This window comes from Pseudomonas sp. BGA-UO-ETr-WB11 (assembly GCF_059567785.1).
The window spans coordinates 168,025-180,832 of sequence record NZ_JCAQOS010000007.1; the positions used below are offsets into that span (position 1 = coordinate 168,025).

Annotated in this window: 10 protein-coding genes; 5 read left to right on the forward strand and 5 right to left on the reverse strand. The window is 61.4% G+C overall.

Annotation, left to right across the window (positions count from 1 at the left end):
• Positions 1-31: 31 nt before the first annotated feature.
• The 5 genes from AC56DI_RS11570 to AC56DI_RS11590 form a co-directional block, all read right to left on the reverse strand.
• On the reverse strand, positions 32-1,177 hold the full coding sequence (locus AC56DI_RS11570; RefSeq protein WP_496346290.1) for an ABC transporter substrate-binding protein: 1,146 nt from the start codon (positions 1,175-1,177) through the stop codon (positions 32-34).
• A gap of 214 nt (positions 1,178-1,391) precedes the next feature.
• Complete coding sequence (gene lapD, locus AC56DI_RS11575; protein WP_496346291.1) at positions 1,392-3,341, reverse strand: cyclic di-GMP receptor LapD; 1,950 nt, start codon at positions 3,339-3,341, stop codon at positions 1,392-1,394.
• Positions 3,342-3,350: 9 nt separating this feature from the next.
• Positions 3,351-4,058 carry a cysteine protease LapG gene (gene lapG / locus AC56DI_RS11580; protein WP_496346292.1) on the reverse strand — a complete coding sequence of 236 codons (708 nt, stop codon included), beginning with the start codon at positions 4,056-4,058 and terminating at the stop codon, positions 3,351-3,353.
• A gap of 30 nt (positions 4,059-4,088) precedes the next feature.
• Positions 4,089-4,499 (reverse strand): YbaN family protein, encoded by a 411-nt coding sequence (locus AC56DI_RS11585; protein ID WP_496346293.1) that lies wholly within the window; start codon positions 4,497-4,499, stop codon positions 4,089-4,091.
• Between the two features lie 15 nt (positions 4,500-4,514).
• On the reverse strand, positions 4,515-5,102 hold the full coding sequence (locus tag AC56DI_RS11590; RefSeq protein ID WP_496346294.1) for a UPF0149 family protein: 588 nt from the start codon (positions 5,100-5,102) through the stop codon (positions 4,515-4,517).
• Positions 5,103-5,318: 216 nt separating this feature from the next.
• On the opposite strand from AC56DI_RS11590, the gene recQ reads away from it, so the two are divergent.
• The 5 genes from recQ to AC56DI_RS11615 all read left to right on the forward strand — a co-directional run bounded on the left by recQ (position 5,319) and on the right by AC56DI_RS11615 (position 12,736).
• Complete coding sequence (gene recQ / locus AC56DI_RS11595) at positions 5,319-7,451, forward strand: DNA helicase RecQ (RefSeq protein WP_496346295.1); 2,133 nt, start codon at positions 5,319-5,321, stop codon at positions 7,449-7,451.
• 113 nt (positions 7,452-7,564) lie between these two features.
• Entirely contained in the window at positions 7,565-8,740 is a 1,176-nt protein-coding gene (locus AC56DI_RS11600) for a GGDEF domain-containing protein (RefSeq protein WP_496346296.1), read from the forward strand.
• Positions 8,741-8,840: 100 nt separating this feature from the next.
• The gene (locus AC56DI_RS11605; RefSeq protein ID WP_496346297.1) at positions 8,841-9,857 is read left to right on the forward strand and encodes a DUF2804 domain-containing protein; all 1,017 of its coding nucleotides are present in this window, start codon (positions 8,841-8,843) and stop codon (positions 9,855-9,857) included.
• An 81-nt stretch (positions 9,858-9,938) separates the two neighbouring features.
• The gene (locus AC56DI_RS11610; protein ID WP_496346298.1) at positions 9,939-10,373 is read left to right on the forward strand and encodes a MarR family transcriptional regulator; all 435 of its coding nucleotides are present in this window, start codon (positions 9,939-9,941) and stop codon (positions 10,371-10,373) included.
• Positions 10,374-10,672: 299 nt separating this feature from the next.
• Positions 10,673-12,736 (forward strand): motility hub landmark protein FimV, encoded by a 2,064-nt coding sequence (locus tag AC56DI_RS11615; protein ID WP_496346299.1) that lies wholly within the window; start codon positions 10,673-10,675, stop codon positions 12,734-12,736.
• The last annotated feature ends 72 nt before the right edge of the window (positions 12,737-12,808 follow it).

Genomic DNA, 12,808 nt, shown 5'->3' on the forward strand with positions numbered 1-12,808 from the left:
GACCGATGCTGAACAGGACCGGGCGTGAGGCTCAGCGCATGGTCTGCACAGGCAGCGCCTTGCCTGCCTCTACCCGCGTGAGGAACACGGCTGTGGAGCCTTGATGGCGCTTGGGTGAGAAGTGCACAGGGAAGCCAGCAATATCCGCGTTCAGATTTTTAAGCACGTTTGCAAGTTTTGATCGTGTGGGTTCTGCACCGGTGGCTTGCAGCGCTTGTACGAAGACACTGGCATTTATATAGCCCTCCAGGGATGTATAACCCACCTCGGCAGGCGGTACATCGGCCAGGTACTGGCGCACGATGGCCAGCGAGGTGTCGTGCGGTGAGGGCATGACCTGGGTGATATACACGCCATCGCCGTTGGGTCCCGCGGCTGCAATAAAGTCTTCTGTGCCGATGAAAGACACTGTCACGAAGCGTGCGTGGATACCGGCTATTTTCGCCGCTTGAATGGCTGCGGATAGCTGCCGGTAAGTGCCGACAAAGGCAATGGCTTCCGGTTGGGCCTGTTTAAGCGTGGCCACTGCTCCGGCTACATCCAGCGAGTTGCGGTTGATTCGGGCCTCCGCGTGAATGCTCAGGTTGCGTTTACTCAAGGCGCCGCTAATGCCGCTTTTGACTGACTCACCGAAGGAGTCGTCCTGCATCAGCAGGGCGATTTTGCTAACCCCGAGATCGCTGGTCAGGTGCTCAACCAGTGTTTCGGTTTCATCCAGGTAGGAGGCGCGCACATTGAATGCCCACTTTTTCACCGGGGTGCGCAGAAACTCGGCGCCGGTGAAGGGGAACAGGTAAGGTACCTCCGCGCGCATGGCAATGGGCAGGGCGGCCCTTGAGGTTGGGGTGCCGACGTAGCCAAGCAGGGCGAATACGTTGTCGCGATTGATCAACTCTTCCGTGTGCGCGGCACTGCGAGCGGGTTCATACCCATCATCTTTGACGATCAGGTTGAGCGTGCGGCCATGAACGCCGCCTGCGGCGTTGACGCGGGTGAAGTAGGCCTGAACACCGGCTTTCATGTGAATGCCTAAGCCGGACGCTGGGCCGCTTTGAGCGTTGACCATGCCGAGGCGAATGTCGTGTGCACTAACGCCGTCTTCGGACTGTGCCGCAAGGGGCGTAAGAAGGAGGGCGAGCATGACAGCAAGGGGGTACATCAGCTGTCGGGGTGGCATGCATGAGCTCCTGGCAGACGGCAATTTCTCAGTGGTTAGAGTGACGTCATAGCACTGTCGATTATTATTGTTTGCATTGCAGTTTCTATGGGCTTCGATTTATCGCAGCGCCATGCGTGTGCACTCTAAACCTGCTGTCAGTGTAGCCGGCGCGCGGGTTGGGGGGTAGCCATTGCCTTGATGGGGCGCACCGCGCGCCAGATGGGTCAACGATCTAGTCCTTCCAGGGTGCCGGTGCGCCAATCAGGCGGCCCATGGCGGCATAGATCCCCAGCTCCTTGAGTGCATGAAGTTCGCCAGCGGTTTCCACCATTTCAGCCATCAGCGGCAAGTCGATGCTGTTGGTGGCGCGGAACATGGCTTCGATAAACAGGCGCTTGTCGCTTTCCAGGTCGATAGCACGGATGTAATTGCCGTCGATCTTCAGGTAGGCGAGGCCCAAATGGGTCAGGTTGCCGATCAGGCTGAAGCGTCCACCGAAATGTTGCAGTCCCAACCGGTAACCCGTTTCGCGCACGGCTTGGCTGAAGCGCTCCAGTTCTGCAGCAGGCGGCAGGTGGCGCTCGTCGATCTCCAGGGTCATCAGACTGGCATGCTGCGGGTGGTTCTTAAGTAGCGCGAGCAGGCGCGCAAGGCTGGCCGGCTCGCGCAGGGTGGCGGCCGAGAGGCTGAGGGCCAGCGGCTGTGGATACTGGCTGAGGTGGCGCAGGCTGTGTTCCAGCATGGCCAGGTCAAAGCGCGCCAGCCAACCCAGGCGTTCAATCCAGGGCAGGAAGCGGCCGGCGGCAATGGCTTCGCCCTGCGGATCGAGCAGACGAGCGAGGACTTTGCGGTGGAGAATGTTTTGCGGTGCAGCGCATTCGACCACCGGCTGGAAGTACAGCTGCACCTTGCCCTGGTTGAGGGCGGCGTCGATCCAGGTGCGCCAGTCGTGCAGCCCTTGGGTCGGCAGGCTGTTGAAGTCATCGACCCGCGCCCAGGGCTTGCTTGGATTGCTCTGTGCCTGGGCCAAGGCCTGATCCGCACGGCCAAATACGTTGCCGGCTGTTTCCCCTTGCTTGAATGCGGCCAGCCCCAAGTGAGCCACGGGCGTGCAGTCGGAGGCGCCCGTTTGGCGAAGGTTGTCCAGGCTGGTGCAGAGTTCGCTGGCCAGTTGGTCGGCATCCTCGCCCGTCAGGCCCGGCGCTAGCAGGGAGAACTCGCCCCCGCGGTTACGCGAGGCCAGCCAGTCGGAGTTGCCGTGCTGGGCCTGCAAGCGTTTGAGGCATTCACCAATAGCGCTGATCAGGGCATCGGTTTGTTGGCCGCCGAGGCGCTGGTTGAGGCCGCCGAGGTCGTTGACCCGCAGTAACAGCAAATAACCCTCGGCATGCTGTTCGTTTTCAGTCAGCCGATCAGCCAGGTGAATATCGAACAGGCGACGGTTGGCGAGCCCGGTAAGGCTGTCCTGGTAGGCTTCTGCGCGCAGTTTTTCACTGCGTGAGGCTTCTTCGGCAAACAGGGTTTTGAGCTTCTCGACCATTTGGTTCATGGCCAGTACAACGCGCTTGAGTTCCGGTGTTCTGGGGATCTCCGGGGTGGTCAGGAATTCGCGGCGGGTGATGGCTTCGGCCTGGTTGACCATGTTGTCCAGGGGACGTAACTGGGTGCGTAGTAGCCAGCCACCGAGAATGGCGCTGATCAGGCCGCAGATCAGCAGCCAGGCCAGGCTGCCAAGGGCGCTGTCCCATAACTTGGCCAGGGCGAACTGCGGGTGACTGAGCACTTCGACGCGGGCAGCTTGCTCCCAGCCGCGCATGATCAGGGCGTCGCCGCCCTGGGGTTGCAGGTTGACCAGGCTGGCGAACCAGGCCGGCACAGGCTGCTCGCTGATGCCGGTGGTGGTGCGTTCGACGATCACATCGCCGTTGTCGATGCGCACCACGCGGATGCTGGCGAAGTAGCCACTGTCGAACACTGAGCTGACCATCAGCTCGATCATCGCTGGGTCGTCGACGTGGGGCGTCATCGATAGCCCCAGCGCGGTGGCGGCGTCCTGAGCGTGGGAACGCAGTTGACTGAGCAATTGCTCACGCGAGCTCTCGACGCCGGCAATGAAGCTGCCGGTAAAGGCCACCACCAAGAAGAGGCAAATGGCCAAAAAGAGCTGTTTGAGTAGTGACATGACCTTCTCCTAACCTTCGCCGATGGCGAAGCCTTCACTTTTCATTTTTTTCAGCAGGTCCTGCCATCGCGACAGTTTTTTGCTGTCGCTGGCCCGTTTGCCGCCGGCCGCGCCGGGCAGATAAAGGCCCTCGGCGTTGAATGCGTACACCGGCAGCAGGTCTTTACGCTGCGAAGCCGGGCGAATCTCACTGATCAGGTTGTCCAGTACCAAGGGTATGGCGCTGGGCGTGGCGTAGTAGGTGAGGACCATGTGCGCCTGGTTGTAGCGCAGCGCCTTGACGTAGGTGATGCGCAGTTTTTCGCTGGGCACCCCCAGGCGGCGCAGGGTGAAGTACTTGGCAATCGCGTAGTCCTCGCAGTCACCGGCGCCTTTGACCAGGGCTTCGATCGGCGAGGCCCAGTAATCGTTCTGGCGCCAGTTTTGGCTGTCGTCGACGAAGCGCAGCTGGCGATTGAAGAAGCGGTTGGTGGTCTGCAGCAGTTCGCTTTCGGATTTGCCCAGATTGCTGTTGATCAGCTCATCCCAGGCCTCGATGCGGCCCTTGGCCAGGCCGAGGTTGCCGTAGCGCTGCTCGGCTTTCTGCAGAATCAGGCCAAAATCCCAGTTGGCCTGACTGATGGCCACGCCCGCAAGCAAGCACGCGAGCAGCAGCCTGCGCAGCCATGATGGCTGTGTGGCCCTGATCGCGTTGCGGCGTTGCAGCTTATGCAGCATGGCGGGATACCTGGCTCATCTGCCAGCGGACTATGGGTGTGGTACGCGCGCCGGCAAGGTTTTTTGCCGGAGGATGTACAGGCTGACCAGTACCGCACTGGTGAGCATGAACGCCCGCGCCCACATCATCGGTACCAGATAGCAGGACAGGGCGATGCTCAACCACATCAGACTGATAGCGTAGACCTTGCCACGCAACGGGATGCCCTGGCCTTCGAGGTAATCGTGAATCCAGGGGCCGAGCCGAGGGTGGCTCACCAGCCAATTATAGAAGCGCGCCGAGCTGCGCATGAAGCAGGCCGCCGCCAAGAGCAGGAACGGCGTGGTTGGCAGCACTGGCAGGAAGATACCAATAACCCCCAACAGCACACTCAGCCAGCCAATGGTCAGCAGCAGGTAACGCACACCCAGATGGCGGTGTACACGCGGGCTGCTGCTCATGGCTGGACGCTGCTGTCAGTGGTGGCGCGGTTTGAGCAGGGCGGGTTTTTCGTCGGGAGCGTTGCACAGCAGGAACAGGGCGGTGAGCAATTCGGGAATCTGCTCAACCATGTCGTCTACCAGCTTGGCGTCGGCCGCGATGTCGCTGAATTCCGGTTGGTCGTCGAACAGGCCGGAAACCACCATGATCGGCAGCAGCAGCTCGCTGACTTCTTCTTCGGCGTTTTCAAACCAGGCGGCTTCACGCAGGAATACGCCTTCCATAAAGCCGATGCACCAGCCGCGCAGGTCCGAATCGTCCGGCTCGTCGCCGAGGTCGAGGTCGCAAGGGATTTCCGGCTCGTCGTCGCTGGCCAGTTGGCGGGCGATGTGGGCTTTGAGTTGGATCAGGGTGGCTTCGATCTCGGCGCGCTCTTCCTCGCTGCGGTAGTGCGGCGGCTCGGAGAACAGGGCGTCGATCCACTCGCGCTCGTCGGGCTGCTCGGTGCAGATCGACAGGGCGGTCAGGTAACCGTGGGCTGCGACGTAGTCCAGGGCCTCGTCGTGCAGCTCGTCGGCGTCGAGGAAGGCTTGCAGGCGGGTCAATTGCTCGGCGAAGGACATCGGGGGCTACCTTGAGGGAATAAGCGAAGGACGATTCTAGTCTACTGCGGCCGTGGGCAAAAGCACCGCCGATGGGCGTGGGCCTTTGTCGCGGCTGGGTCGCGTATAATGCTCGCCTTTCTGGCCGGGCTGACAGCTATATGCCCTCGATAAAGCCGGAGAATGATTCTGCGACGGCCTCAGGGATGAGGTTTTCCGCCACGATTTGGAGTTTCTATGCTCGAACAGGCTCAACGCATCCTTAAAGACGTCTTCGGCTATGACCATTTCCGTGGTCGCCAGCAGGCGATTATCGAGCGCGTGGCCGGCGGCGAAGATGCTCTGGTGCTGATGCCCACGGGCGGCGGTAAATCGCTGTGTTTCCAGGTCCCGGCGCTGCTGCGCGACGGCCTGGCGGTGGTGGTGTCACCCTTGATCGCGTTGATGGACGATCAGGTGGCCACCCTGGAAGAGCTGGGCGTGGCTGCGGCCGCGCTGAACTCGACCCTGAGCGCCGAGGCCCAGCGCGAGATTGCCGCGCGCATCCGTCGTGGCGAGATCAAAATGCTCTACCTGGCGCCGGAACGCCTGGTGCAGCAGCGCATGCTGGATTTCCTGCGCGGCTTGCAGATCGCCCTGTTTGCCATCGACGAGGCGCACTGTGTATCGCAGTGGGGCCATGATTTTCGCCCGGAATACCTGCAATTAGGCCAGCTGGCCGAGCTGTTTCCCAATGTGCCGCGGATTGCCCTGACCGCCACGGCGGACATGCGCACCCGTGAGGAGATCGTTCAGCGTCTGCATCTGGAGAACGCCGAGCGTTTTCTCGCCAGTTTTGACCGTCCAAACATCTTCTATCGGATCGTGCCCAAGGAGCAGCCGCGCAAGCAGTTGCTGGGCTTTCTCGCCGAACGCCGTGGCGATGCCGGTATCGTTTATTGCCTGTCACGCAAAAAAGTCGACGAAGTAGCGGCGTTCCTCAGCGCCCAGGGCTTCCCCGCATTGCCTTACCACGCGGGCCTGCCCAGCGACCTGCGGGCCTATCACCAGAGGCGCTTCCTCAATGAGGAAGGCCTGATCATGGTCGCCACCATTGCCTTCGGAATGGGTATCGACAAACCCAACGTGCGCTTTGTGGCCCACCTGGACCTGCCCAAATCCCTGGAAGCCTATTACCAGGAGACCGGCCGCGCCGGCCGTGACGGGCTGCCGGCCGATGCCTGGATGGCCTACGGCCTGCAGGACGTGGTGCAACTCAAGCAGATGCTCAACAATTCCGATGGCGATGAACGTCACAAGCGCCTGGAGCAGCACAAGCTGGATGCCATGCTGGCGTTGTGCGAGCAGATCCGCTGTCGCCGTCAGGCGCTGCTGGCCTATTTCGACGAGGACATGCCCAACCCTTGCGGCCATTGCGACAACTGCGTCGACGGCGTGCAGACCTGGGATGCCACAGAGCCTGCACGTCAGGCGCTGTCGGCGATCTATCGCAGTGGTCAGCGCTATGGGGTCGGCCATCTGGTCGATCTGTTGCTTGGGCGCGACAACGACAAGGTCCGCAGCCTCGGTCATCAGCACTTGTCCGTCTTCGGGGTTGGCAAGGCCCTGAGTGAGGGTGAGTGGCGCACGTTGTTCCGCCAGTTGGTGGCCCGTGGCTTGGCTGATGTCGACCTCGAAGGCTACGGTGGTTTGCGCCTGTCCGAGACCTGTCGGCCATTGCTGCGCGGCGAGGAGCCTTTACAGTTGCGCCGCGAGCCGAAACCGCAAAGCAGCGGCGCTGGCAAAGGCGCTGGCAGCAGTGCCAGCCAACTGGTACGCATCGAAGAGCGCGAACAGTGGGAGGCCCTGCGCACCCTGCGGCGCAACCTGGCTCAGGAACATTCGGTACCGCCGTATGTGATCTTCCCGGATGCCACCCTGCTGGAAATGTTACGCAGCAAGCCCGGCTCCCTGGCGGAGATGGCTCAGGTCAGTGGCGTTGGCGCGCGCAAGCTTGAGCGTTACGGCATGGCCTTTCTTGAGGTGCTGCAAGGCGCTGCCGAGGCGCCGCGGGTGGTTGCCGACTTGCGCCATGAGCTGATCAGCCTGGCTTGTGCCGGTATGACGCCGGCGCAGATCGCTCGGCAGTTGAACTGCTCGGAGAAGAACGTCTACAGCCTGCTGGCCGAGGCTATTGCGGCTCAGCAATTGTCGCTGGAACAGGCCCTGGATCTGCCCGAGGAACTATTGGGCGAGATTCAAGAAGCGTTTCTCGACGGTGAAGGTGAGTTGCCGGCAGTGGCCAGTCTCAGTGCGCAGTTTCAGGGACGCGCCAGTGAGGGGGTCTTGCATTGCGTGCGCGCGGCGTTGCAGGCGGAGTTCGAGGTCTGAAGGGCGCTCCGCTGTCGGTGGGTCGTCATTAATCTGGCATTTGTGTGCGGCGGAAATGTGGCACTCTCGGCCGTAGGCTATAGTAAATAGAGTACGGTGCTGGAGAGTGCAGGGTGGCGCAACATCACGAGTGGTTAGGCGACGTTGGCTCCAATTCATACGCGGATCAGTTGTCAGTCGGGTTTCGCCGGCTGCGTTTCAGCCCAGTGCTGGAGCATGAGTACCTCGATTTTGTCCGAGACGACCGCTTCGAGCTGCAACGCACAGCGCTGCCAGGCGCGATTGTGTTGTGGCTGGGGTTTGCTGCGGTCGACCAACTGCTGATCGACTCCGTCGAGCGCTGGTGGATGCTGGCGGTACGGATGTTTGTGCTGGCGTTTTTGCTGGTGTGTGGTTATTTGCTGATTCAGCGCCGGCATACCCAGCTGCTCAATCCACTGACGATCGCCTGTATTTCCGTGCTGGGTGTCGGTACAGCGGCGGTCGTCGGCATCGCCCATAGCGTCGATCCCAGTTACCCCTATGAAGGCTTGTTGCTGGTCTGTATGGCGGGCTACTTTCTTGCCGGTTTACGCCTGTCCGAGGCGTTGATCAGCCCAGCCTTGATGCTCAGCAGTTACCTGCTGTTTGAGTTGCTGGTGGGCATCCCGACGGCGCGGCTGTTCAATAATCTGATGTTTCTCTTGTTCGGCAATCTGATCGGTATCGTTGGCTGCTACCTGCTGGAGTACAAATCCCGCGAGCACTTTCTGGTCAGTCGCTTGATGCGGGTATTGGCCGATCACGACAGCCTGACTGGCTTGCACAACCGCCGTAGTTTCAATCGCCAGCTGGAGCGCCTGTGGCGCCTGGCGCAACGCGATGAGGTGAGCCTGGCGCTGCTGATCTGCGATATCGATCATTTCAAGGCTTATAACGATCACTACGGCCACCAGGCTGGCGACTATGTGTTGCAGCGGGTCGGGCAGTTACTGGCTCAGGCCGGTCGGCGGCCGCTGGATATGGCTGTGCGCCTGGGCGGGGAAGAGTTTGCCGTGCTGCTCTATGACATCAGCCTTGATGAAGCCCAGCAACGCGCCGAAAGCCTGCGCGCGGCCCTCGAACAGTTGCAGATTGCCCACGAGGCTTCGACCACCGCGGCGGTGGTCACGCTGTCCGTGGGTGTGGCCTGCTTGCAGCCACAGCCGACCGGGGCGCTGACCCAGCTTTACGAGCGCGCTGACCGCGCGCTGTATGTGGCCAAGGGCGCGGGGCGCAATCAAGTGGCACTGGCCTGCACGGCGCCGTGATGGCTGGCTGATTTGGTCCCTGGGGTTGGCGTGATGGGTGACTGGCACGGCCGCCGGGCGGTGCTAGCATCGCCGCTCCAGTCATTGTGAGCGGCGCCGGATGGACCAACTGATCAAGGCCGATGGCCAGCCCCATTACGGCCAGTTTGTCGCTGCGCCTACGCACATCAATTACCGTGATTTCGACTTCCGTTCGCCCATGGGGCGTCCTTTGGGGCGTTTGGCGAAATGGCGGCGGTTTCACCAGTTTCAGTACTTCGGTTTGATCAGTGAAACGCTGATTGGCGGTTGCGCCCTGGCCAATCTGAGCCTGGCCGGTGTCGGCTTTGTCTATCTCTTCCACCCGGCCTCCGGGCGCATGATCGAACGCCAGTTCAAGCTGCCCCTGGGCTTTGGCAGCCAGTTTTCCCAGCAGCCGAATGACGGCGTTTGCGAAGTGCGTTGGGGTGGTAATCGCCTGCGTCTGGAGAATTACCCGGCGCCATTGGAGAAAAGCCTGCTGGTTGAGCTGGACGACGGGACGCGCATTGAAGCGCGCTTCTCCGAGGCCGAACCGGCGTTCCAGCCCATGTGCTTGTGCACGCCAACGGCCGCCAATGGCTGGGTTTACGCGCAGAAGGTAGCTGGGGTGCGCTGTAGCGGTACGGTGCACAGTGCCCTCGGTGATTTCGACCTGCAGACGATCAATGCCTTCGCTCATCACGATTGGTCTGCTGGTTACATGCGCCCGGAGACTTTCTGGAACTGGGCGTGTCTGTCTGGTCAGGCGGGGGAGCTGCGGGTTGGGGTGAACCTGTCCTGCGGGGTCAACGAAACCAGCTTCACCGAGAACTGCTTCTGGCTGGATGGCGAGTTGCTTAAAGTTGATACCGTGCGTTTCGAGTTTGACCGTCAGCAGCCACTCCTGCCTTGGCGCATCCAGTCTTTTGATGGTCAGGTGGAGCTGCGCTTCGAGGCCCATGGCCTGCATGAAGAGCGCACCAATCTGGGTATTATCGCCAGTAACTTCAAACAGATATTCGGACGCTTCAACGGCGTACTGCGGCCCCATGGACGACCGTCTGTTTTGATCGAAAACCTCTGGGGCTTTGTCGAAGATCAATATGTGAAGTGGTAAGCGGCGGGTGGTGCTTGTTCTCTACGCGCAGGTCATGCTTAGCTGACTAATAATTAGTACAAGCAGCCCCACGAGTTTTTTATGCCGCAGTTCCAGCAACACCGTTTTGCCATGCAGTTGGCGCAATTGTCCCGAGCCTGGCGTGCCGAACTGGATCGTCGTCTGGTAGGCCTCGGTCTTTCCCAGGCACGCTGGCTGGTGCTGCTCCATCTGGCCCGTTTCGATACGCCGCCGACCCAGCGCGAGCTGGCCCAGAGCGTTGGGGTCGAAGGCCCAACCCTGGCGCGTTTGCTTGATGGCCTGGAGGCACAGGGCCTGGTCAGTCGGCAGGCGGTGGCCGACGATCGGCGCGCCAAGCAGATCACCCTGAGTACCAAGGCCCAGCCGCTGATCGAGCAAATTGAGGCCATCTCCACCCAATTACGCCACGAGCTGTTTGCCGGTATCGATCCGGTCGAGCTGCAGCGTTGCCAGCAGGTTCAGGAACGTATCCTGGCCAACTTGGAGAAGCACTGAGCGCGTGGCTCGACGGTTTATTGGCGGTCATTGGTCGATGTGACGGTGTTTTTTGTGATGCGTGTCACGCTATTGCGGCTGTTTGTGAACAGGTTCGCCTATGCTGCAGGTGAGTCTGATGGCATTTGGTCATTACGCTGGCGTTCGTCGGTAATGGCCATGCTGATCAGCTAGCCGGGTCGAACACGGAGCGTAGATCCCCCGCATTGCACCTGTCTGTCCACCCTTTTGCTCGCCACAGGGATGCGCTGGCGAGGGCGCTTGTACAGCGTGGCGGTGGACGTTCGGTTGGAGGCTTTATGGCGCATGTACGCACGCTGCTACTGACGCTGGCGTCCGGTTCGGTCTTGTACTCCGGGTTGGTCCCAGCATTGGGCTTGGGCGCAATTACCCTGCATTCAGCGCTCAATCAGCCACTGGAAGCCGAGATCGAGCTGCTGCAAATGGGCGGTTTGGACAGCGATGACATTCGCGTGCGCCTGGCCTCCGATGCCGACTTCGCCCGGTCCGGGGTGGATCGGCTGTTTTTCCTTAACGACTTGCGCTTCACCCCGTTGCTGCGTGGCAACCGTCATGTCATTCGGGTGGTGTCCAGCAAGCCGGTGCAGGAGCCCTACCTGAATTTCATCATCGAAGTGGCGCGGCCCAATGGTCAGCTGCTGCGCGAATATACGGTGTTGCTCGACCCGCCCAGTTCCTCAGCCTATAGCGCCGTGGCTGCTGCTCCTGTGGTTCAGCGCTCGCGCGCCAACATGACTCGTCCGGTTGCTGCCCCCGTGGTGGATTTGCCGCCGGCAACCCAGGGGCAACGCTATACGGTGCAGCGCGGCGACAGCCTGTGGCTGATTGCCCAGCGCCTGCGTGAGGCTGGCAGTAGCCTGTCGCAGTCGGCCTTGATGGAGGCGTTGTATGGCTTGAATCCACAGGCCTTCCTGGGCGGTGACAAGAATCGCCTGTCTCTGGGTGCCGACCTGTTGCTGCCGGACGCCGCAGCGACGGTGGCACGCGTGGCGGCGGCGCCTGCGGCAGTGACTGACACGCAACCGGGCGCGCCTGTGAGCGCCCCCGAAATTGCTCAAGCCGCTGCACCGGCCCGCGACGAAACACAGCTACGCATCGATCAGGAGCTGGCGCAGCGAGCGGAAGAAAATCGCCAGTTGCAGGCGTCGATGCTGACTTTGCAGGCCCAATTGCAAGCGCTGCAGGAGCAGATGCAGGCCAAGGATCAACAGTTGGAATTGTTGCGTGCCGATCTGGCCAGCGTCGATCAGGCTGTCGTCCCTGCCGCCGTGAACGCCCCCGCGGCTGTCGTTGCGCCTGTTGCGACTACGGATCTTTCGGCAGACGCATCGCCTCTGGGTTGGCATTGGCCAGTCGCTGGCATCGGTTTGCTGCTGGGCGTGTTGGCGGGGCTGGCGTTGTGGCGGCGTCGGCGTCAACCCGAGGCCGCTGTGGTCACTGTCGCAACACCTCCGGGTGACGCGCCAGCGCCCGTCGCGGTGCCGGCGCCTGTTGCCGTGGTGGCTGCTGCGCCGGTAGTTGCAGCCTCGCTGGCGCCGCGAGCGCCGGCCGCTGAGGCAGATGCTCTGGATGGGGCCAATATCTACATCGCCTACGGCCGCTTCGGCGAGGCGCTTGTGGTGCTGCGTCAGGCCATTGAGCAGGCGCCTCAGCGCACTGACTTGCGTCTGCGTTTACTCAGCGTGCTGGGCGAGTTGGGTGACGGTGCAGGTTTCAATCAGGAAGAGGCGGCGCTGCGTGAGCAAGGCGTCGAGCTGGAGCAGCTTGATCAGTTGCGCGCCCGTTATGCCAGTCGCTTGCTGGAAGATGCCGTGTTGTTGCTGGATGAGGCGGGGCAAGACACCACGCCGACGGCGCTGGATGAGTTCCAGTTGAACCTGGATGACTTGTCGCTGGACACTGACTGGGATGTGCTCAGCCCATTCAAAACGGCGGCATCTACTCGCGCACGTGCAGCTGATTTGGCCGTGGTGGCCAACGATCCGGGTTTTCGTTCGGACTTACGGCAGTTGCCGGAAGTCAGCGAACTGTCGGCTGAGCAGCACGCCGACAGCGCTTTTGCCGGTTGGCCTGTGATGGGGGCGAAGGACGAGCTGATTCTGGATGACAGTTTTGCCGATGCCTTTGCCCGTGAACCGTTGCCGCGTGGCCAGGCGGCCGAGCTGAGTGATTTGCAGCATCTGGCCAGCAACCGGCAGAACTTGGTCAAGCTGAACAAGGCGCTGGCCTATATCGAGCAGGGCGATCTGGTCAGCGCGTGCGACATCCTCAATGAGGTGATTATCGAGGGTGACGACGAGCAGAGGCTCGAGGCTCGGGCACTGCTTGCACGTATTGCCTGAACCACGGTGTGTCAGCCCAACGCCGCAGCCATAGTGCTGCGGCGTTTTGTTTCTGACGCCAGATGGGCTGAC

Coding starts and splice junctions, on each gene's coding strand:
- lapG (WP_496346292.1), bottom strand. CDS start 4,058: ATGCTGCATAAGCTGCAACGCCGCAACGCGATCAGGGCCACACAGCCA.
- AC56DI_RS11585 (WP_496346293.1), bottom strand. CDS start 4,499: ATGAGCAGCAGCCCGCGTGTACACCGCCATCTGGGTGTGCGTTACCTG.
- AC56DI_RS11615 (WP_496346299.1), top strand. CDS start 10,673: ATGGCGCATGTACGCACGCTGCTACTGACGCTGGCGTCCGGTTCGGTC.
- AC56DI_RS11610 (WP_496346298.1), top strand. CDS start 9,939: ATGCCGCAGTTCCAGCAACACCGTTTTGCCATGCAGTTGGCGCAATTG.
- recQ (WP_496346295.1), top strand. CDS start 5,319: ATGCTCGAACAGGCTCAACGCATCCTTAAAGACGTCTTCGGCTATGAC.
- AC56DI_RS11605 (WP_496346297.1), top strand. CDS start 8,841: ATGGACCAACTGATCAAGGCCGATGGCCAGCCCCATTACGGCCAGTTT.
- AC56DI_RS11570 (WP_496346290.1), bottom strand. CDS start 1,177: ATGCCACCCCGACAGCTGATGTACCCCCTTGCTGTCATGCTCGCCCTC.
- AC56DI_RS11590 (WP_496346294.1), bottom strand. CDS start 5,102: ATGTCCTTCGCCGAGCAATTGACCCGCCTGCAAGCCTTCCTCGACGCC.
- lapD (WP_496346291.1), bottom strand. CDS start 3,341: ATGTCACTACTCAAACAGCTCTTTTTGGCCATTTGCCTCTTCTTGGTG.